The sequence below is a fragment of the Pedobacter sp. Bi27 genome (assembly GCF_918698255.1).
Lineage (GTDB): Bacteria > Bacteroidota > Bacteroidia > Sphingobacteriales > Sphingobacteriaceae > Pedobacter.
In genome coordinates this window covers 1-21,288 of sequence record NZ_CAKKMW010000003.1, presented here as the reverse complement: position 1 = coordinate 21,288, position 21,288 = coordinate 1, and the positions used below count along the sequence as shown (strand labels likewise).

The window sequence follows — 21,288 nt, the reverse complement described above, 5'->3', positions numbered from 1 at the left end:
AAACAGTTAATAAAATGCCATTGCCATACTTAACTATAATGCTTTGTAACTCGCAATGACGATAAAACTATGATAAAAATGCCTGAGAAAAAGCCAGAAGCTTATCTTCCTCAAAATGTTTGGCTGTAAACTGTATACTTAACGGCAATCCTGCGGCATTATTGCCTAGCGGCAAAGCAATAGCCGGATTTCCACTTAAAGAAGGCAATACGGTAAAAATATCGGCCATATACATCACAATTGCATCCTGAACATTATCGCCAATTTTAAAAGCTGCTGTTGGTGCTACAGGAGAAAGAATTAAATCATAATCCTGAAACAAAACATCCATTTTTTCTCTGATCAACCGGCGAACCTGCTGTGCTTTTTGATAGTAAGCATCGTAATATCCAGCACTTAAAACAAAAGTACCTAAAAGGATGCGGCGTTTTACTTCCTCGCCAAAGCCTTCGGCGCGTGATAATTTATAAAGTTCATTTAGCGATTTCGCCTCCAGGTTACGATGTCCGTAATGAACGCCATCATAACGCGAAAGATTTGAAGATGCTTCGGCCGTTGTTAAGATATAGTAGGCCGGAACCAGATAATCCAACAGATCAAAAGAAACATACTCAACAGTATGGCCATCTGATTTGAGCTGCTCGATTGATTTTAAAATAGCCGATTTGATTTCGGGATCGAGGGCTTCGCTCTCAATAGTTTCTTTTAATACCGCTATTTTTTGTTTTTTATGTTCATTCAAATGAGCAGGGTAATCAGGCACTGCAACTGGAGAAACAGTAGAATCGTAATCATCAGCGCCGGCTAAAACCTGTAAAAGCAAGGCAGCATCTTCTACTGATGATGTAATTGGCCCAACCTGATCGAAAGAAGAAGCATAGGCGATAACACCATACCTTGAAATGCGCCCGTAAGTAGGTTTAAGCCCAATTTGGCCGCAAAATGCAGCTGGCTGTCTTACCGAGCCACCAGTATCAGTACCCAGGGCAGACAAACACATATCGGCCTGAACGGCTACAGCTGAGCCACCTGAAGATCCCCCTGGAACAAGATCGGGATTTGCAGCATTTTTAGCAACCCCATAGTATGAAGTTTCATTAGAGCCGCCCATAGCAAACTCATCACAGTTTAAACGGCCGATAATAACGGCATCTTCCTGTAACAATCGTTGCACAACTGTAGAAGAATATGGAGATACAAAACCTTCTAGCATTTTTGACGATGCAGTAACGATATGGTCTTTATAACAAATATTATCTTTAATACCAATTACCATCCCTGCAAGTTTACCTGCAGTACCTTCTTCTATTTTTTGCTGTATCGCTTTCGCCTGAACTTCGGCCGATAAAAAAAACACCTCATTAAATGCATTGAGGTGTTCATTATTTTCAATCTGCTTAAAATAATAAGCTAATAAATCGGGTAAAGTTAATTGCTTTTGCGCAATGAGTGTTTGAATCTCTTTAAGAGAGCTGTATTTCTTCAAAACTAAAATTATTGCAATTAAACGGTTTTATCACGGTTAGACGGATCTACCTGTTCTCCATCAACGCCATCTTTACCATCTTTAAATTCTTTAACACCTTTACCTAAACCTCTCATTAGTTCAGGAATTTTTTTACCACCAAATAATAACAATACCACTACCGCAATAATGATAATTTCTGGTGTTCCAAGCATTGCTGCTATTGTTGTATTTAACATGATTTTTTTGTTTAAACTTTTTCTTTGTCAGTTACAATTTTTTCGTCAGTAGGCTTGCTCAGATCAATGTGTGACTCACTTGCCTCTATTTTTTCATCAACCGGTGATTCTTCTGTTGGATGATGACGCTGACTATGGTTTACCGCTGTTTCTTCTGCTTCTTCTTTATCTAAATCCATGGCATTGATATTCCGATGGATTTCACGCTTTACACCATCAGAGGCATCTTTGAATTCTCTGATCCCCTTCCCTAGTCCTCTTGCAAGTTCAGGTAATTTTTTACCTCCGAACAACAATAGAACCACCACTAAAATGAGTACGATCTCTGATCCACCCATGTTTAAAAACTCTAATAACGTGCCTTGATACATCACTAATATAATTTATACAAATATAGACATTTTAACTTGTCTTAAGTTTATTTACTAATCCAAGCTTCAGGATTTAAAGTTCCCTGGCCTCTTCTAATCTGGAATTTTAAAATGGCGTCGTCACCAGTATTTGCTACAATTCCAATAGCCTGTTTGGTTTCAACTAAATTACCTACACTCACACTAACCGATCTTAAGTTTTGGTATACTGTAAAGTACTCGCCGTGGTTAATTACTACAGCAGTTCTACCCATAATATTTTGCACCATAACAACCTTACCTGCAAATATACTTCTAACAGCTGCCCCATCAGTGGTAGTGATATCTACTCCATCATTGGTATAACTTGCCTGGTCGATCTTATGTAAACCAAACCTTTCGGTTATTGTTCCTGTTGCTACCGGCCAAGGTAACCTTCCTCTATTATTTTCAAAACCTGCCGATAATCTGGCTGCCTCAGGTGTTGCAGTAAGCAATTCTCCTGTCGATTTTGCTTTAGCGGTTGGTGTAGCTGGTGCAGTAGGTACAGGTCTATTTTCAGCCTTGGCTTTTGCCGCCGCAATCCGTGCTTCTTCAGCAGCTTTTCTTCTTGCCTCTTCTGCGGCCTTCCTTCTCGCTTCTTCAATTGCCCGCTGAATTGCAGCACTAATGGCCCTGTCTATCTGAGCCTGTTGTTTTTTACGACTGGTAATATCCTGTTTAAACTGTTTTTCGTCCTTGCTCAGTTTGTTTAATTCTACTGATTGTTTACTTTTATCCTTGCTTAAACGCTCACGCTCTCTTTCCTGTTCCTTCAACAGATCACTTTTTTCCCTGAGTGTTTTATCCAGAACCTTAATCTTGCCGTTCAGATCTTGCTGCGTATTCTCAATGTATCCCGCCTGTTTTTTACGGTATTGACTAAACTGCTGTAAATACTTTATTCTTTTATATGCCTGGTTAAAATCCTTTGCTGCAAAAATGAACATCATTTTATCGTACGAATTTCTGTTCCGCTGTGCAAAGCGGATCATCCCCGCATACTCTTTTTTAAGATCGCCCAACTGACCTTGTAACGTATGTACGGTATTTGTGTTCTGAGAGATTTGGTTATCCAGATTTTTTATTTCAGAGTTGATTGTACCGATTTTATCCTGGCGCAATCTAATCTGGGCATTTATAGTATTAATCTGCTGTATAGTAAGCTTTTTACCACTCGCAGTTTTATTCAAATTCTTTTGAAGCTGTTCAATTTCGCGTTGTATAGCTTCTTTTTTCCTTCTGAGCTGGCTTTCAGTTTGTGCAACCGCCGAAAGGGTTAACACGCTTAAAAAAAGGATAAATAGGAGTTTTTGTAGCTTCATTAAGCCAAAAGTATAAAAATTTTTGTAGTAAAAATATTAAAATCGAGATACTAAAGTCATAATTACTTATTACAGAACTGTCTTCACTCAATCTTCATACATAACAAAGATTGCCAGCGCCGCTGTACTAATGCAGTACCTAACCTGGCAAATCATTGATAGCATATGTGAATGTAGTTTTTAAGCCTACTTTACAACCGTAAATCTCTTTGGTACATTAAACGGAAAATCGACAGGAACATTGCCATCAATTTTCACAAACTGTAGGTCGATGTTTATCCGCTTTGCTTTAGATAGTGTTTTGATCTGCAATGCGCTAGGAAATAATGATTCGTTTAATTTTTGATAATCGGTATAGGTAACTTTTAGCGCCTGACCGTTTTTAGTGTCATTTAAATTGGTTTCAGCTACTTTAAAAAGTGTGTTAAAAAGCAATTTATAATCTAACTCCGATTTGCTTCCGGAAACCACCCAAACACCATTTTCCTGTTTAACATCCGATTCTGGCTTTAAAAACTCGCCCATGGCATTACCCGTTAGAATGGCTTGCAAGGTGTTAAAATTAACCTGTTTATTGGTGAAGTTATAAATATAGCTGAAAGGTTTTTTTAGATATTCACTTTTTGCCCTGTTCATAATTTTAATGCTATCTGGCGTAATCAATGCTCTTGCTGGCTCGTATGCCCCGCCTAGAGCCGTAATACTAACCCAAATGGTTTCCTTGTCTTTCATTCGGAAATTCATGGTTACATCATTCACATCACCGGCAATATCTAAAGTGGCTTTTGCTTTTAAAGAAAGTGTATTAAATTTAAGTTGTTTGCTATTTAGTAGTGTTAAGGCCTCTGCTTTAGAATTATCAGTTTTGGTTTCTGTTTTGGTGGGAGGAGCCACTACAATTTCTTTTTTAGGTTTACATGCCGAAACAAAAATTACAGCTCCTAACAGGAATGCGCTATTTAAAATACTTCTTTTCATTTATCTTTTTAATTAATACTTCTGATCCGTTTCCAGCCTCTTTTGCTTTTTGCCATTGGATTAATGCAGCATCCTTTTCACCTTTCATAAAAAGTATATCGCCATATCGCTCCAAGTAAACACTGTTTTTACTGCTATTGTTTTGCAAAGCCTTTTCGATCCATGTTTTCGCCAGATCGTATTTTTGCTGTTTAAACAGAATAAACGCGTAGGTATCTACAATTGAAGGATTATTAGGCATAGCATTGGCCGCTGTTTCTGCATATTTCGCCGCCTTGGTTAAGTCGTCATTTCTTAACGCCAGATAATAGGCATAATTATTCATGATGAGATAATTATCGGGTTCTGTTGAAATGGCTTTTTCGAAAGCTGTTTTAGCTAAGGCAAAATTATTCTGGTTGATGTAGATATCGCCTTGTAGTGCATAAATCTGTGCCTGCAGGCTTTTATTCTCCACATCCAACTGTAAGGAGGTTTTTAAATTGCTTTGAGCGGGCTCATATTTACCTGTTTTAAACAGGGCATAAGCCATATAATAATATAAGCTGGCCTGGTTGGGATAAATGCTTAGAGCCTCATCGCCAACCTTTATCGCTTCCTCATAGTGTCCAAGCAGTGTTTGGATATTAATAACCTGTTCCCACACAACATAAACCTGTTCGTTAAGTTTTAAAGCAGCCTGATATTGGGACAATGCATCTTTTAAGTGGTTCTGCTGATAAAGTACATCGCCATAAAGTGCCAATGCTTTTGCATCAGCCGGATTTTTTTCTGCAACCAGTTTACTTAGTTCAGTTACATTTTTGGCAACAATGGGTAGGTTAAGTTTCGGAAAAAGTGCCGCGACAATCTTCACCTTTTCCGTAAGTGGCATTTCATTACTTTCGAAAGCCAATTTTAAGGAAGAAAAGGCAGCTTCATCATTTTTCTGCTTACGGTAAATATCAGCCAAAGCCAGGTTTACCTCAAAATTATTGGGTTCGAGCTGCTGTGCTTTAGTTAATACCTTTAATGCTTCGGGATCATTTCCCTTCTGCAAAAGCAAACCTGCAGCATATAAATAGTTCTTTACATCAGCCTGATTGCCTTCCAGTAATTTAACAATATCACTTTCAGTGGCATTCCCGTTAGATTGCAGACGCTTTCTGGCATTTACCAGATCTCTTGATTCGCCAAATTTAGCCTGAATTTCATCATAGGTCTTTTTTGCAGCATCCAGCTGATTGCCCAAGAACTGTGCATTGGCTTTATCAAAATAATAGGCATCGTTTTCAGAATCGAGACGGATCAGCTGATTAAACACTTCAATCAGTTCGGGCATTTTATTGGTGCGCTTGTATACCTCACCGAGTAAGCGCCAGTACCATAAATTGCCGGCGTTTAATTTAATTGCCTGTTTTATATGCTGTTCAGCTTCCGAAAGTTTATCTAAACGCAGGTTTGCATTGGCCAGCTCGAAATAGGCTGCATGGTTATTTGGATCCAAGCCAACAATTTTATTGAAATTGGTGGAGGCAACAACATAATTTTCAGACATTTTCTCCCGTAAGCCCGCAAAAAACAATTGTTTTACCATATTGCTATCGCGATTGGTACTTGGCGTAACCGTTCCCTGCCCAAAGGCCTGGAAGCCCACTAAAGTGGCTCCAACAAGAAAATGCACTTTGTATTTCATATCATTTTATTCATCCAAAAATTAACTCAAAACTGAAAAACTGTGAACTCCAAACTTATTTCCCCGTATGTCCGTAGCCACCTTCGCCGCGTGCAGTTTCCCCTAATTGTTCAACGGTGTGCCAGCTAACAGTTTCGTGTTTTGCCACAACCATTTGAGCAATTCTATCACCATTAACGATTTTAAAATCTGTGTCTGATAAATTTACCAATAAAACTTTTATTTCACCACGGTAATCGGCATCAATTGTACCAGGAGCATTTACAATGCTAATACCGTGTTTATAGGCCAAGCCGCTTCTGGGTCTGATTTGTGCTTCGTAACCAATCGGTAATTCAATAAACAAACCTGTTGGCACCAATAAGCGCTGCAAAGGTTTCAATATCATTTCTTCTATTATTGATGCCCTCAGATCCATACCAGCCGCATGTGCAGTTTCATATTGTGGAAGTGGGTGTTCGGATGTATTGATAATTTTTATTTCCATTTTTTCTGAGATGTGTTCTTTAGGTTTATGGCTAATAGCTCATAGTTAAATGGCTATTGACTATGGGCCATCAACTTAAAAGATGAGCCTTGTCATTATTAACCTTTCTTCAGTATTTTCATTAAATCATTCTTTTCAAAATAGGCAATACCCGCAACAAAAACAATCAACATGGCATTGCCAATATAAATGTTCCGGTTAAAGATAAAAAATGAAGAGAACACAATTATTGTTGAAATAATTAAATAAGCTGAAATCTTTTTGAGGTTATAAGGGATGGGATAATATTTCTGTCCGAGCACATAAGATAAAACCATCATCACAAAATAAGCCAGCATACTTACCCAGGCAGAGCCCATATAGCTAAAGCGTGGGATTAAAACCACATTGAGCACAATTGTAATTATAGCTCCTGCAACAGAAATATAAAGTCCGAAACGGGTCTGATCGGATAGCCGGTACCAGATAGACAGGTTCATATAAACTCCCAGGCACACATAGCCTAACAATAAATAAGGAACTGCTGGTAAACCTACCCAATACTCTTGTTTGCGGATGAAAAATTTTAGCAGTTCGATATTTGCAATAATGGCAATAAAAAGAACAGATAGGGCAATTACGAAATATTTCAAAATTGTAGCATAGGTATCCCTTGCATTTTTCTCTTTTGCATGGCTAAAGAAAAACGGTTCGGCACCCAGCCTGAAAGCGGTGATAAAAATACTTAAGAAAATTGCTATTTTACATACTGCACCATAAATTCCAACCTCTCCATCGGCAATTTCGGGTGGCAATAGTTTTTGAAGTACTATTTTATCCAAGTTCTCATTTACGATGAATGACAGGTTCGCTACTAAAATTGGCCAGCTGTAAGAAAACATATTACCAAAAAGCTTACCGTCAAAACGCAATTGTAACTTCATAAATTCGGGAAGCAAATAAATCAGGGTAACAACAGAAGCAATAAGGTTAGCTACAAAAACATAACCGATCCATTGATGTCTATACCATGATGCAAACCATTCTGTACCTATCCAATTGTGTTTGATGATCGCGGGAATCAGGTAAATGAATATAAGATTAAAGCCAACAAAGCAGCCAATATTCAAAAATTTGGCAACGCTATATTTAAATGGCCGGCCATCGGCCCTCAATTTGGCAAAAGGGATTACACAAATAGCATCAACAAAAAGGATCCATAAAAAGAAACTTACGTATTGTTTATAATCTGCAATTTCGGATGTTTTTGTGGCTAAATAACCCGCAATTGAAGAGGAAAAAATTAAACCTGTAATTAAGAAAAGTGATGAAATGAAAGCAATGCACAGAAATGAATTATTATATACCTGTTGCTTTTTATCATCAAATTTATTCAAATACCTAAAATAGGTACTTTCCATCCCAAAGGCTAAAACTGCATTAATCAACGATGCATTGGCATACATATTTGTGAAAATGCCATAAACACCTTTTTGGTAAACGCCCGTGTAGATAGGCGTGAGGATAAAATTGAACAACCTGGAAAAAACGGTACTGATACCATAAACCATGGTTTGTCCAAGAAACTTTTTATATACAGACATTTATGATTGAGATTTGAGTACTGCGTATTGAGATAGGCTCCTTAGTGGAACAATATAGCAATCCAACAATTCAGCAATTTATTTTCTTAAGATTTCAAAATTACGATAGTTTTTTACTTCACCATCGCTTACCGCCACATTTTCTACCCGCGAGCGGTCTGGCCCTTCGTGGCACCAGTTTACAAATTCTTCCAGAAAAATATTTTCGCCTTCTGCTTCAATATAAACCGATCCGTCCTTTTCGTTCCTTACAAAACCGGTTACCATCATTTGGTTCGCAATAATTTTTGTGGTTTCTCTGAAGCCAACGCCCTGTACTTTACCTGTTATTGTTATATTGAGGTGTTTTATCCCTAAATCCCCTTGTGGAGACTTTATATTTTTTTCGCTCATGCTAAAATTTATTGTTGCAAAGTTAGTAAAGCAATTGTGTATCCATATGTTTATAAGTCCAATTCGCTTTGTAAACTGTTAAATCTTTGCAGTTCGGCCCTAAAACCTGACCATATTTCTTCCAGGATTTCTTTTGCAGGTTTAATTTCATCCAGCATAGCTGAAACCTGACCGATTTCGAGTTCTCCATTTTCCATGTCGCCTTTAAACATTCCTGCTTTTGCCCTTGCTCTGCCCAAAAGCTCCATTAAGCGGCCCCGGTCTGCGCCTTCAGCTTCTGCTACCGATATCGCATCGGCAAATTCATTTTTCAGCAACCGCACCGGAACCAGTTTTTTCATGGCCAGCCTAGTATCGCCTTCAGCAGCAGCAATAATTTTATTTTTAAATGCCGGATGAGCAGATGATTCTTCGGCAACAGCAAAGGCCGAACCTACCTGAACCGCATCTGCACCTAAAGCAAATGCAGCCAACATGGCTTTTCCACTCCCAATGCCGCCAGCCGCAATAACCGGAATTTTAACAGCATCCCTTATCATCGGAATTAAACACATGGTGGTGGTTTCTTCCCTACCGTTATGCCCACCTGCTTCGAAACCTTCGGCAACAATAGCATCAACGCCAGCTTCCTGCGCTTTTATGGCAAACTTTGTATTGGCAATTACATGAACAACGGTAATACCCTTTTCTTTTAAAAAACTCGTCCATGTGGCGGGATTGCCAGCAGAAGAAAATACGATTTTAACTTTTTCTTCAATTACCACATCTATAATTTCCTGAATATTGGGATAGAGCAATGGAATATTAACACCAAAGGGTTTATCGGTAGCTAACCTGCATTTCTGGATATGTGATCTTAAAACATCAGGATACATTGAACCCGCTCCAATAATGCCAAGGCCTCCTGCATTCGAAACTGCCGATGCCAATCTCCACCCACTACACCAAACCATTCCCGCCTGGATAATTGGATATTTAATATTGAAAAGTTTACAGATTGGATTCATCGAAAATATTTACTTTACAAAATGAGTGACAAATTAGGAAATATCTGCTATCCTGAGAATATCCTGTCCAATTTTAAAGTACTTAACCTTAAAATATCAAATTTTTAATGTTAAAAGGCTAAATGGCATTAAAATTTATCATGAGAACAGATCATCTTTAAAACACACTTTTTAAGATTGATATAAGAAATAACTAATGTATAATATCCAGATATTAAATTAACCGCTTTACATGGTCGCTTTCAATCGTAAAATCAGCGGATAGCTGGATTAGATTCAATCCTGGCTTTTTACCAATCGCTATTGTTCCAATTTGTCGATCAAGCTCCAAAAATTCAGCTCCATTTATAGTTGCCCACCGCAAAAGTTTTTCAAAAGGAACCTGTTTATATTTCTGTAACGTGATCATTTCTGATAGGATATTAAGTTGATGGTTACTTGCTAAACTATCTGTTCCTAAAGTAATCTTTACATTTTCTTCAATTAACAGATCAACATCGGGTAAAGCATTTTCGATATATAAGTTGGCTTGCGGGCAAAGGCACCAATATAAATTATTGTTGTTTTCTTTTGCAAAGGCGATATCAGCCTGACTCGAAACCGTGTTATGCACCAACAAAGTTTTTTGCTCCTTAATATAGGGTAGCCAAGTTTGTAAAGATGCTTTTTTGGAGGGGGTAAAGAAAGAAATATCGAGCCCTAGAAATTTGTATAGCCCTAAAAATCCACCCGATTTATTTTCGAAGAAAGCATTTTCATCTTTAGTTTCCTGATTGTGAATACTAATAAAGGCGTTATCTCTTTCAGCCTCCACTTTTATCAATCCAAATAATTCAGGCGATACCGAATAAGGTGCGTGTGGTACAATTGAGGTGGGCAAAGCGCCAAAACCTTGCTTAATTTCCTTTACATAATCCATTATCGCATTTGCCCGTTCGGGATTAAAACCCATGGCTTCGATAAAAGTATGGTAGTATATTTTGCTATTCTCTTTTACTTCTTTTGACGAGATTTGATTGGAAATGTCGCCAACAGCTACAATCCCATTTTCGAACATTTTCTGATCAGCGGCATACATAGCCTTTTTAATCTCTTCTATATCGCCCTGCCTGCTTTTAATAATACTTTGTACAAATTCTACCAAACCTGTTTGCTCTGGAATTTGCCCCAACATATGCGAGAGTTCTAAATGGCAATGGGTATTGATAAAACCCGGAACGATTGATCCCTTATGTTTTGTAATGGCTAAACCAAGACTTGCGGCCTTTTCCGGGGTTAACACTTCCTCAATTTCACCATCTGGATTTACGGCTACCACTCCGTTTTTAATCGGCGGTGATGAAACAGGGAATATCCAATCGGCTGAAAAGTATTTTAACATACCGCAAATTAGCGGAATAACCGGAGCAAATAAAATATTTTTCTAAGCCAGGCCTATTCTGATAATGAAATGATCTTTGAAATTACGCTTCTAAAAGAAATTGGAAAATGGGGAAAGAAAAAGAGCCTCCTATCGGAATCGAACCAATGACCTACTGATTACAAGTCAGTTGCTCTACCAGCTGAGCTAAGGAGGCTTTCAATCGGGCTGCAATGATAGAAAAAAATCTTCTTTTTTAAAAATTGAAAATTATTTTTTTCTGGCTTGCTGTCAGATATTACCATCTGACAGCTAATTAACTCCAAAAAATTTCTAAAATCCGTCAGATGTTGCATCTGACGCACAAGAACGCTCTACATGCAATCTGCATTTCCAATTATCAAAAAATAACGCCAAAACTTGTAGTCATTCACCACAAATTGTGGAGAAGCTCTACAATGCCAAAATCTTGGCACACACACAAACACCTAAAAAACAGATAGTTAATTAAAATCAACGGTTTGGCATCATTGTGAAACATTAGCAAGTATTGTTACACAAATTAAATTTTTAATTATATACTATGAAAAAGTTCGTTTTAGCAGCTACAGTATTAGCATTAGCAGGATTCTCAGCAGTACAGGCAAGTGAGGTAAAAGATTTTAAAACTACTGCAATTGTTGCAGTTCAAGATAGTGCAGTGAAAACTCCTGTTAAATTGGAAGAACTTCCTGAGCCAGTAACAACAGCATTAAAATCTGATGCTTACAAAGGATGGACCGCTACTGAAGCCTGGTCGGTGAAAGAAGGAGCAAAAGAGTATTACTTAATCAACGTTAAAAAAGAAGCAGAAACCAATTCTGTTAAAATTGACAAAGACGGTAAACCAGTTCAATAATCAACACAAAAATAATCGTTCCATAATTAAATAATAATTAACAAGCATATTGACGTAACGCAAGTTACAAACACTTTAAATTATATACCATGAAAAAGATCATTTTAGCCGCTACTTTAGCATTCGCAGGATTCACAGCAGTTCAAGCAAGTGAAGTAAATACAATTAAAAACGCTGCAATTGTTGCAGTTCAAGATAGTGCCGTAAAAACTCCAGTTAAATTGGAAGAACTTCCTGCACCAGTAACCACCGCATTAAAATCGGATGCATACAAAGGTTGGACTGCTACTGAAGCTTTCTCTGTTAAAGAAGGTACGAAAGAATACTATTTAATTAATGTTAAAAAAGAAGCAGAAACTGGTTCAGTTAAAATCGACAAAGACGGTAAGCCAGTACAATAACCTCAATAAATACGCCGCACAGGCATAATCAATATAAGCGTGGCCTTCGGGCTGCGCAAAATAAAAAATAATACTATCTAAAAAATAATATCATGAAAAAATTAATTTTATCAGCTGCGTTCTTAGCTTTTGCAGGATTCTCAGCAGTACAGGCAAGTGAAGTAAATACAATTAAAAATGCTGCAATTGTTGCAGTTCAAGATAGCGCAGTTAAAACTCCAGTTAAATTGGAAGAACTTCCTGCTCCCGTTACAACAGCGTTAAAATCTGATGCATATAAAGGATGGACTGCTACTGAAGCTTGGTCTGTTAAAGAAGGAACAAAGGAGTACTACTTAATCAATGTTAAAAAAGAAGCAGAAACTGGTTCGGTTAAAATTGATAAAGACGGTAAGCCAGTACAATAAAAACCCAAATAATTACATCTACCTATTATAAGAAAGCCGGATTATGTCCGGCTTTTCTTATTTTTGTTACATGGCGAGAATCCTGATCTTAGAAGACGATACTACATTTGCTCAATTACTTGAAGGTTTTTTAACAAAAAACGGTCATGAGATTACCCTTGTAACCCAAGTAAAGCAATCATTTAAGCAAGTTGAAAACAATGAATTCGACTTACTTTTAATCGATTACCGTCTTCCGGATGGGACAGGTCTTGAAGTGCTTAGCCACATCCGTGATCTGGGTCTATCCATACCTGCAATCATCATGACCAGTTTTAATGACGTTCGGACCGCAGTCAGATCTATCCAATTGGGTGCTTTTGATTATATTACCAAGCCGGTTAATCCAGATGAATTACTAATGGTGATCAAAAATTCTTTAGCTAAAAAGGATTTAAAAAGTGTTGAACCAAAAGAAACAAACAGTGATTTTATAAAAGGGAAAAGTGCCGTTGCAGATAAACTGTATGAGCACATCAGCTTGGTAGCCCCAACTGATATGTCGGTAATTATACAGGGCGAGAGCGGTACAGGAAAAGAATTTGCCGCCAGAACCCTGCACCAGCAGAGCAAGCGTGCCGATAAACCTTTCGTAGCAATAGATTGTGGTGCACTATCAAAAGACTTAGCGGCCAGCGAATTATTCGGACACGTAAAAGGTGCTTTTACAGGCGCTTTAAATGATAAAAAAGGTCAGTTTGAGGCTGCAAATGGCGGAACACTATTTTTAGATGAAGTGGGTAACCTAAGTTACGAAGTGCAGATTAAATTACTTAGGGCCTTGCAAGAAAGGGTAATCCAGCCTTTGGGCAGTACCAAACAAATCCCTGTTAATGTTCGCATCATTACGGCTACCAATGATGATCTGTCTAATAGTATGCAACAGGGTGAGTTTAGAGAAGATTTATATCATCGTTTAAATGAGTTCAAAATCCAGCTTCCGCCATTGAGAGATAGAGGTGGAGATTTAGAACTGTTTATCAACCACTTTATACAGCTATCAAACCGAGATTTAGAACGGAATGTGAAAAGTGTTTCTAATGAGGCAAAAACACTTTTGCTTAGTTACGATTGGCCTGGAAATTTGCGCGAGCTTAGCAATGTGATTAAACGTATGGTTTTATTAAGCCCGGGCGATGTTGCCCAGATTGGTGCATTACCTGATGAAATGATGATTTCTATCCGTCAACAGTCAGCTCCAGGTAATTCATCCGACCTTAAAGCGGTAAACGAACAGAATGAAAAAGCATTGATTACTGAAACGCTGATCAAAGTGAGACATAACAAATCAAAAGCCGCGAAGATTTTAAACATCGACCGTAAAACCCTTTACGCCAAGATGGAGCGTTACGGCATAGAATAATTATCCGGCATTGGCGTAGTCGATTTCCTCCATAAAGGCAATCAAGCTATCCAGTTTTCTGATCTGTAATAAAACTTCAGATTTAATATTGGTGGTTAAGCCTTTTTCGGCAATTTCTAATTCCAGGGTGCGGAATGCGTTTGCTAAAGTCTTCGAACCCATTTGCGCCGTTCGTCCTGCAAGGCGGTGAACCAGTAACTTGGCCTGATCTAAGTCATTATCGATCAAATGTTTTTTCAACGCTGCAGCATCATCTATAGAATCCTGTTTAAAACGGTTCAATATTTTCTCCAGCATTTGCTGGTCGCCAAAGGTCATTTTCTCAATGGAAGAAAAATCGAATTCAGGCTGCTGGGTTAAAATTTCGGTTCTATCAAATATAGATAGGATATCAACGGCCCTAAAAGGTTTCATGATCAGTCCATCAAAGCCCTCGCTCAAAACCATTTCACGTTCTTCCGGTAAAACCTGTGCAGTAATGGCGTAAAATTTAATGTGCGCCGGGAGTTTCTTTTTTAATAAATGGCAAAGTTCGAACCCTGTCATTTCGGGCATGCGCATATCAACCAGCACATATTTTAAATCCGGCTCAGGTGCTGCGTGCAGGATATCGGCTACCTGGGTAAAGCTTCTAAACGGGATTTTGTTTTTCTGAAAAATCATTCCACATAAATCCAGAATGAGTTTATCATCATCAATTACCCAAACCGTGCCTGGATTTACAATCGCATAATGTTCTAAATCTAAAGTATCGTTTACACGCTCGGTAGTATTTTCATATTTCATGTAAATATTAAATGTGGTACCAATGCCCGGTTTACTTTTCACATAAATTCTTCCTCCTTGTGTTTCGATCAAAGATTTAACAATAGGCAGTCCCAAACCCGTGCCCGCCTGGTTAATAATGTATTTTTCTGGAGATTCTATCTGCTCAAATTCATTAAAGATTTTGGGAATATCTTTTTCTTCAAAACCGATTCCGGTATCTTTTATAGTAAAATGAAAATGCAGATCGTCGCCTTGCTTTTTATACGATACAGAAAGTCTAATTTCACCTTTCAACGTAAATTTTACGGCGTTCCCCAATAAGTTAAATAAAATCTGCTTTAGCCTAAAAGCATCGCCTTTTACAAATTCCAGATCGGCAAGATCAAGTGCTGTATTTAACTGAAGTGATTTCTGTTCTGCCAAAGGCCGCATTACCGAAACTACCTCATCTAAAGCTTTTTTGATGTTGAACACTTGGTTATTAAAACTAAATTCGCCCGAAATAATCCGGTTATAATCTAATACCTCGTTCACAATCTGAAGTAAATGAATGGAAGATTGATAAATGGCATCCACATCTTTCTTATTCGGTACATCCTGCTGGGTAATCAGTTCGGCATAGCCTAAAATAGACTGCAGTGGCGTTCTGATCTCATGGCTCATGTTCGATAGAAACCGTTGCTTAGCCTTACCATGGTATTCTGCTTCATCTTTAGCAAGCTCCAATGCCCTTCTGTACCTGTTGCTTTTTGTAATGTCAGCTAAAATTAAATACAGCAGAATAACCGTTAAGAGAAAAAAGATAATGATAATGGTTGTGATCTGCGTAATCCCATCATTAACCACCTCTTTGGCCTGGATGCCGTTTAAATCTATCTGAGCCACTGCCTCCCCCTCCACTTCTCTTAAAATCTGTAGCATCTGGGCAGTCAGGGCATTACTGGCATTTGACAGGTCTGCTTCGCGTTTTAAAAATTTCTGGCTTTTCTGGCGTTGCTCCAGTTCGATATTTTTTAAGGCCCCCGTCATGCTCTTCATAATGCTATCTTCAGCTTTAGCATTCAGCGTATCGCGCTTTACCTTAAATTCCTCATTAATGATTTTATACACATCAGATTTCTTCTTGCCAAACAGTTTACTCAAAAAACCCCTCGATTTCTGTTCTTCTTCAGGTGCAACCGTAGTGGTTGATGTAGTTGTCTCGGTGGTCAGTACCGCACTGTCTGTTTGCCTGGTACGTGTGGCAACCAGTTCATTTAATTTCTGAACCTCATTAGAGAAAGATTTGGTATTCACCAATGTTTCTCTCACTTTTAAATAATTGATAAATTGTTTATCCCGGTCGGTTAACAGATTCTTGATCGACTTTATCCTGGCCAACTGAGCGGAATCGCCCTTGTACAATTTACGTAAGGTATCTAAACTAGCCCTCAACTTACGCGACTCTTTAAGAAAACTATAGGTACCTTGTTTATTGAAAGCTTCATCCCTTTGTAACTGATCTAACCTGGCAATCTTATGTGAGAGATCATTTACAATCCTTAAGCGGTCGTTTGGGGCCGAAATTTCTTCAACAGTATCCAGCATCCGTGTAAAAGCAAATTTACTGATACCCCAAGCCAGTAACAATGCAAAACAGGCAAACAGGAAACCTATAATTACTTTACTTTTTACTGCCCGGAAGAAACGCTTTTGGATAACAGCCATTTAATTCAGATTATATACAATAAACCATCATTATAACGGCTTAACTTGTAGAATTGATATGTATTTATCTTTTACAAATAACGTACCACAAGAAAAATTGATTAAAAAACTTTAATTTTAAATGCCTAAAAAAACAAACTATGAACCGTATCGACCGACTTTTCGGAATCTTAACCCTGCTTCAATCCAGAAAATACATTACCGCAGAAAAAATTGCGGAAAGGTTTGATATGAGCATACGCACGGTTTATCGCGATATTAAAGCGCTAGGCGAGCAAGGAATACCGGTAAGTTTTGAGCAGCATAAAGGTTATTATCTGGTTCAGGGTTATTTCCTGCCCCCAGTTTCTTTTAATATGGATGAAGCCAATGCATTGCTATTGGTTGAAAGTTTGGTGAACGGATTTGCTGATAATTCCATCCGCACCCATTACTCTACAGCACTGACAAAAGTAAAGGCGGTATTAAAATCGGGACAAAAAGAAAAGCTCGAAACCTTAAACCAACATATTAAACTTCAGATTCCGGAAAGGTTAAATTTTAACTTCGAATACCTATCACTTATTCAACACGCCATTACCGAAAAACACATGATCGAACTCGATTATAAAAACAATAAGGAGGAAGTGAGCAAAAGAGAAGTAGAGCCAATTGGATTGATTTTCTATGCTTTTAGCTGGCATTTAATTGCCTGGTGCCATTACCGGAATGAATACCGTGATTTTAACCTCACCCGGATTATCTGCCTTAAAAATCTAGGTATTCCTTTCAAAAAAATGCAGCACATGCCGCTAAGTGAATACATGCACCTGCTTCCTGTAAATTATTAAAAAAATATTTTTCACACTGCCATAGGGTTGTCAGTGGGCTGTATTTTCTTTGTGTAACTAAACATCAAAATCATGAGTATAGCTGATTTACTACTAATGGATTTAAATACCGCAGAAAAAACAAAACAGAAAAATATGGAAATCATTAAATTATTATTGAAAGAGTTAGAAGCTGAATTTAATACAACAAAAAAATTCCTGGCCATTGTACCTGTAGATAAATTTGACTGGGCACCACACGAAAAAAGCATGAAAATGAAATCGCTTGCAGTTCATATTGCTGATCTGCCGAGTTGGGTTTCACTGGCTTTAACTACGGATGGACTGGATTTTGAAACAGCACCATATGTAGAAAAACCTGTAGAAAGCTCCGGTGACCTGGTTAAAATCCTAGAGGAGAATTATGCACTGGGAAAAGCAGAATTGGAAAAAGCTACAGAAGAAGATCTAAATGGCCGTTGGGTATTGAGCATGGGCAAACAGGTCTTGGCAGATTATTCTAAATATGAAACCATCCGCCATTCACTTAGCCAAACCACCCACCACAGGGCACAGTTAGGCGTTTACTTAAGACTGTTGGATATCCCAATCCCAGGAAGTTATGGTCCAAGTGCGGACGATCAAAACTTTTAGTTCTTAATAATTTTTTCGAATGGGCTATTGAAACCTGATGCGTTTCGATGGCCCGTTTTGAAATGACAACACGATTACCAGACTACCTTGATATTCCATTTACGCTTTGCTACTTTTAGCAATGAAAAAAATATTGGCAATCTCTGGAAGCACGAAAGCAGTATCAACCAATGCACTTTACATAACTGCCATCTCCAGGTTTTTGGGTGGAAACTTCGAGGTAACAAACTTTCCATCCATTGCAGATATCCCACATTTCAATCCTGATTTAGACCAGGAATATCCACCACAGCCCGTCGAAGAACTTCGCTCAACCATCAAAAAGGCAGATGGAATCATCATCTCAACACCAGAATACGCAATGGGTTTACCAGGTTCGTTAAAAAACCTCCTCGACTGGACCGTAAGTTCAGCATCATTTTCAGGGAAACCCGTTTTAGCACTTGTTGCTTCAACCCAAGGCGAAAAAGCTTATCAATCCATCATTGATATTTTAACGGTAATTGAAGCAAGGGTATCGCCTCAGCTTATCTCATTTGCAAAAGCGAAGATCAATAACGAGGCAGCAATTACCGATGAGGAAACTTTAACCGCGTTCAAAAGCACCATCAATTCATTTGTTGCCAGTATGGAGAATGGATAACACGATTTATTTCCGTAAAATTGCAGTATGAACAATAACTCTGCAACCCGTTTAAATAAATTCATCAGTGAAAGTGGATTATGTTCACGCCGTGAAGCAGACCGTTATATTGAAAAAGGCACAGTTTTCATCAACGGAAAAAGGGCTAAAATAGGCGATCAAGTTTTTGCAGGCGATAAAGTGATGGTAAATGGCCATAATATCGAACCTAAAGAAGAAGGTAATTTCATCCTTTTGGCTTTTAATAAACCTGTCGGCATTACCAGTACCACAGAAGGCAGCGTACGCGATAATATTGTAGATTATGTTAACCATAGCGAAAGAATATTTCCAATTGGCCGATTGGATAAAGATTCTTCAGGTTTAATCTTCCTGACCAATAACGGCGATATCGTTAACAAAATTTTAAGGGCGGGTAATAAACACGAAAAGGAATATGTGGTAACGGTAAACAAACCGATTACGGAAGATTTTATTTTCGAGATGAGCAATGGTGTTCCAATTTTAGGGGTGAATACGCGTAAATGCAAGGTAAGGCAGATCAGCACATTTGTATTCAATATTATCTTAATTCAGGGCTTAAACAGGCAGATCCGTAGAATGTGCGAGCATTTTGGTTATGAGGTTACCAAGCTCGAGCGTACGCGCATTATGAATATCAATCTAAAAGGTATTCCTACAGGAGAATTTAGAGAACTTACCGAGGATGAGATGAAAAGCATCACCAAAAGTGTTGAAAATTCATCATCAGAGGCCAAAATAAAACCTAAAACCGCTAAGAAAAAAACAAATACGTGGGAAGAAATCCCTGAACTTAAAGAAGAACAGCCAAAAAAGGCATTTAAACCAAAGCCGTCTGGCCCAAAATCAACAGGAAAAAAGGGCGCAGGTCATTCAGTGGCAAAACCAACAGGTAAAAGCAATGCGGGAAACAGAAATTCCAGACCTGCCAAAGGTAAAGCTATCAGCAAGTCAAACTCAAGAGGCAGAGGAAGATAAAGCTAATTAATTGTAAAATTTGGCATCTTGTAGGCACCCTCAAGCTTCTGTCTTTCTGCCTTACACCTTTTTTAAGTACCTTTGCAACAAATGGTAACAGCAAAAAAAACCGATATCCGTGCATTGGATCTACCTCAGTTGCAACAACATCTTGTAGCGATGCAACAACCTGCATTTAGGGCTAAACAGATTTACCAATGGCTTTGGGAGAAATCGGCTACAAGTTTCGAGCAGATGAGCAATCTTTCTAAAGATCTTCGTAAAGCATTGGACGAAACTTTTGCCATTAATGCTGTTCAGGTTAACAATTCTCAGTTTAGTAACGACCATACCATTAAAAACACTTTCAGGTTAGCAGACGGTAATATTGTAGAGGGGGTTTTAATTCCTTTAGAAGACCGTATGACCGCTTGCGTAAGCTCTCAGGTAGGCTGCAGTTTAACCTGTAAGTTCTGTGCAACTGGCTACATGGACCGTAAGCGCAATTTAAACGCTGATGAGATTTATGACCAGGTTGTATTAATTGATAAGCAGGCTAAACAGAATTACAACAATCCCCTTACCAATATCGTGTATATGGGCATGGGAGAGCCGTTGTTAAACTACGCCAATGTATTGAAATCGATTGAGCGTATCACTGCACCAGATGGCTTAAACATGAGTTATAAGCGTATTACGGTTTCTACAGCGGGTATTGCTAAAATGATCAAAAAATTGGGCGATGACGGTGCTAAGTTTAATCTCGCACTTTCACTTCACGCCGCTGATGATAAAAAACGTAACGAGATCATGCCAATCAATGAGGCCAACTCGTTAAAAGCATTAGCCGATGCGTTAAAATACTACTTCGCTAAAACTAAAAATCCGGTAACTTACGAATACATTGTTTTTAATCACTTTAACGATGAAATTTCGGATGCTATGGATTTAGCTAAATTCTGCAAACATATTCCTTGCAAGGTAAACCTGATCGAATATAATCCCATTTCTTTCGCTGATTTCACCAATGCCGAAGGCGATAAGATCGATGCTTTTTCTAATTACTTGAAAAGCCAGGGGATCAACACCAACATCCGCCGTAGCCGTGGTAAAGACATTGATGCTGCTTGTGGTCAGTTAGCAGTTAAAGAAGAAGCTAATGCTTAATCTCCACATTTAAAATTCAATATTATTTATTAAGCATAATCTAAAGATTAATTTTTTGATTATTAGGAGCGCAGTAACAGTAACATGTATGTTCGGTTCCGTCCTGCTGTACGCTGCAATCCTTTTTGGAAACCCTTGGGATAGACAATCTACCCCTGCCAAAAAGGGATTTCCGCTGCCATCAGGGCTAGTGAACCTGGGACGGAAGGTGTAAAAACTCAGCGGAGATCAGCATAATCTGCGGGAACAGGCCCTTAACCCATCTTAATCCCTTTAATGGCAGAAATAACCGCTGTTACAATCCCCTTTCACCATTAAGGGATCAAGGACATTAAGAAGACTGTGCTGGAAAGCGAATGCTACGGAAGAGAATGCTTATAAACGAAGAAAACCCTTCAACATTTCTGTTAAAGGGTTTCTTTTAAGATTTGGCACCGACCTACTCTCCCACGTGTTACCGCAGTACCATCGGCTCTGGTGGGCTTAACTTCTCTGTTCGGAATGGGAAGAGGTGGACACCACCGATATAGGCACCTAAATTTCTTTATTTGAG

21 protein-coding genes, 1 tRNA gene and 1 rRNA gene are annotated in these 21,288 nt (G+C 38.4%); 9 read left to right on the top strand and 14 right to left on the bottom strand.

From position 1 onward, the window contains the following. Positions 1 to 67: 67 nt before the first annotated feature. The 12 genes from gatA to LQ227_RS10180 form a co-directional block, all read right to left on the bottom strand. Complete coding sequence (gene gatA / locus LQ227_RS10235) at positions 68 to 1,486, bottom strand: Asp-tRNA(Asn)/Glu-tRNA(Gln) amidotransferase subunit GatA (protein ID WP_230146524.1); 1,419 nt, start codon at positions 1,484 to 1,486, stop codon at positions 68 to 70. Between the two features lie 17 nt (positions 1,487 to 1,503). Next, a complete protein-coding gene (locus tag LQ227_RS10230; RefSeq protein WP_029287719.1) occupies positions 1,504 to 1,704 on the bottom strand; it encodes a twin-arginine translocase TatA/TatE family subunit in 201 nt (66 codons plus the stop codon). An 11-nt stretch (positions 1,705 to 1,715) separates the two neighbouring features. Further along, on the bottom strand, positions 1,716 to 2,075 hold the full coding sequence (locus tag LQ227_RS10225) for a twin-arginine translocase TatA/TatE family subunit (RefSeq protein ID WP_036669953.1): 360 nt from the start codon (positions 2,073 to 2,075) through the stop codon (positions 1,716 to 1,718). A gap of 47 nt (positions 2,076 to 2,122) precedes the next feature. Next, a complete protein-coding gene (locus tag LQ227_RS10220; protein WP_230146523.1) occupies positions 2,123 to 3,418 on the bottom strand; it encodes a murein hydrolase activator EnvC in 1,296 nt (431 codons plus the stop codon). A gap of 186 nt (positions 3,419 to 3,604) precedes the next feature. Then, positions 3,605 to 4,396 carry a DUF4292 domain-containing protein gene (locus tag LQ227_RS10215; protein WP_230149260.1) on the bottom strand — a complete coding sequence of 264 codons (792 nt, stop codon included), beginning with the start codon at positions 4,394 to 4,396 and terminating at the stop codon, positions 3,605 to 3,607. Beyond that, on the bottom strand, positions 4,374 to 6,071 hold the full coding sequence (locus LQ227_RS10210; RefSeq protein WP_230149259.1) for a tetratricopeptide repeat protein: 1,698 nt from the start codon (positions 6,069 to 6,071) through the stop codon (positions 4,374 to 4,376). Before LQ227_RS10210 ends, LQ227_RS10215 begins: the two co-directional genes overlap by 23 nt. A gap of 55 nt (positions 6,072 to 6,126) precedes the next feature. Next, entirely contained in the window at positions 6,127 to 6,558 is a 432-nt protein-coding gene (gene dut, locus LQ227_RS10205; RefSeq protein ID WP_230146520.1) for a dUTP diphosphatase, read from the bottom strand. A gap of 98 nt (positions 6,559 to 6,656) precedes the next feature. Next, the gene (locus LQ227_RS10200) at positions 6,657 to 8,141 is read right to left on the bottom strand and encodes an oligosaccharide flippase family protein (protein ID WP_230146519.1); all 1,485 of its coding nucleotides are present in this window, start codon (positions 8,139 to 8,141) and stop codon (positions 6,657 to 6,659) included. A 78-nt stretch (positions 8,142 to 8,219) separates the two neighbouring features. Next, positions 8,220 to 8,534 (bottom strand): acylphosphatase, encoded by a 315-nt coding sequence (locus LQ227_RS10195; RefSeq protein WP_230149258.1) that lies wholly within the window; start codon positions 8,532 to 8,534, stop codon positions 8,220 to 8,222. Positions 8,535 to 8,584: 50 nt separating this feature from the next. Then, complete coding sequence (locus tag LQ227_RS10190) at positions 8,585 to 9,541, bottom strand: nitronate monooxygenase family protein (protein WP_230149256.1); 957 nt, start codon at positions 9,539 to 9,541, stop codon at positions 8,585 to 8,587. A gap of 214 nt (positions 9,542 to 9,755) precedes the next feature. Continuing rightward, positions 9,756 to 10,922, bottom strand: a complete 1,167-nt coding sequence (locus tag LQ227_RS10185) for an amidohydrolase family protein (protein WP_230146516.1) — start codon at positions 10,920 to 10,922, stop codon at positions 9,756 to 9,758. Between the two features lie 123 nt (positions 10,923 to 11,045). Next, a tRNA-Thr gene (locus tag LQ227_RS10180) sits at positions 11,046 to 11,118 on the bottom strand. Between the two features lie 366 nt (positions 11,119 to 11,484). On the opposite strand from LQ227_RS10180, the gene LQ227_RS10175 reads away from it, so the two are divergent. The 4 genes from LQ227_RS10175 to LQ227_RS10160 all read left to right on the top strand — a co-directional run bounded on the left by LQ227_RS10175 (position 11,485) and on the right by LQ227_RS10160 (position 14,009). Beyond that, positions 11,485 to 11,799 (top strand): hypothetical protein, encoded by a 315-nt coding sequence (locus LQ227_RS10175; RefSeq protein WP_215124870.1) that lies wholly within the window; start codon positions 11,485 to 11,487, stop codon positions 11,797 to 11,799. Between the two features lie 89 nt (positions 11,800 to 11,888). Further along, a complete protein-coding gene (locus tag LQ227_RS10170) occupies positions 11,889 to 12,200 on the top strand; it encodes a hypothetical protein (RefSeq protein WP_057931900.1) in 312 nt (103 codons plus the stop codon). A 92-nt stretch (positions 12,201 to 12,292) separates the two neighbouring features. Continuing rightward, the gene (locus LQ227_RS10165) at positions 12,293 to 12,607 is read left to right on the top strand and encodes a hypothetical protein (protein WP_057931901.1); all 315 of its coding nucleotides are present in this window, start codon (positions 12,293 to 12,295) and stop codon (positions 12,605 to 12,607) included. 70 nt (positions 12,608 to 12,677) lie between these two features. Beyond that, complete coding sequence (locus tag LQ227_RS10160; protein WP_230146515.1) at positions 12,678 to 14,009, top strand: sigma-54 dependent transcriptional regulator; 1,332 nt, start codon at positions 12,678 to 12,680, stop codon at positions 14,007 to 14,009. Here LQ227_RS10160 and LQ227_RS10155 read toward each other — a convergent pair whose 3' ends face one another. Then, positions 14,010 to 16,484 (bottom strand): ATP-binding protein, encoded by a 2,475-nt coding sequence (locus LQ227_RS10155; protein WP_230149254.1) that lies wholly within the window; start codon positions 16,482 to 16,484, stop codon positions 14,010 to 14,012. A 140-nt stretch (positions 16,485 to 16,624) separates the two neighbouring features. Here LQ227_RS10155 and LQ227_RS10150 point away from each other — a divergent pair, with 140 nt between their 5' ends. The 5 genes from LQ227_RS10150 to rlmN all read left to right on the top strand — a co-directional run bounded on the left by LQ227_RS10150 (position 16,625) and on the right by rlmN (position 20,735). Then, positions 16,625 to 17,314 carry a YafY family protein gene (locus tag LQ227_RS10150; protein WP_230146513.1) on the top strand — a complete coding sequence of 230 codons (690 nt, stop codon included), beginning with the start codon at positions 16,625 to 16,627 and terminating at the stop codon, positions 17,312 to 17,314. A gap of 72 nt (positions 17,315 to 17,386) precedes the next feature. Then, positions 17,387 to 17,947, top strand: coding sequence for a DinB family protein (locus tag LQ227_RS10145; RefSeq protein ID WP_230146512.1), 561 nt, complete (start codon positions 17,387 to 17,389; stop codon positions 17,945 to 17,947). Positions 17,948 to 18,068: 121 nt separating this feature from the next. Next, complete coding sequence (locus LQ227_RS10140) at positions 18,069 to 18,590, top strand: NADPH-dependent FMN reductase (protein ID WP_230146511.1); 522 nt, start codon at positions 18,069 to 18,071, stop codon at positions 18,588 to 18,590. 27 nt (positions 18,591 to 18,617) lie between these two features. Then, entirely contained in the window at positions 18,618 to 19,589 is a 972-nt protein-coding gene (gene rluF, locus LQ227_RS10135; protein ID WP_230149252.1) for a 23S rRNA pseudouridine(2604) synthase RluF, read from the top strand. A gap of 90 nt (positions 19,590 to 19,679) precedes the next feature. Beyond that, a complete protein-coding gene (rlmN, locus tag LQ227_RS10130) occupies positions 19,680 to 20,735 on the top strand; it encodes a 23S rRNA (adenine(2503)-C(2))-methyltransferase RlmN (protein ID WP_029280032.1) in 1,056 nt (351 codons plus the stop codon). A 426-nt stretch (positions 20,736 to 21,161) separates the two neighbouring features. Here rlmN and rrf read toward each other — a convergent pair. Continuing rightward, positions 21,162 to 21,273: ribosomal RNA gene (gene rrf, locus LQ227_RS10125) — 5S ribosomal RNA — on the bottom strand. Positions 21,274 to 21,288 lie beyond the last annotated feature (15 nt).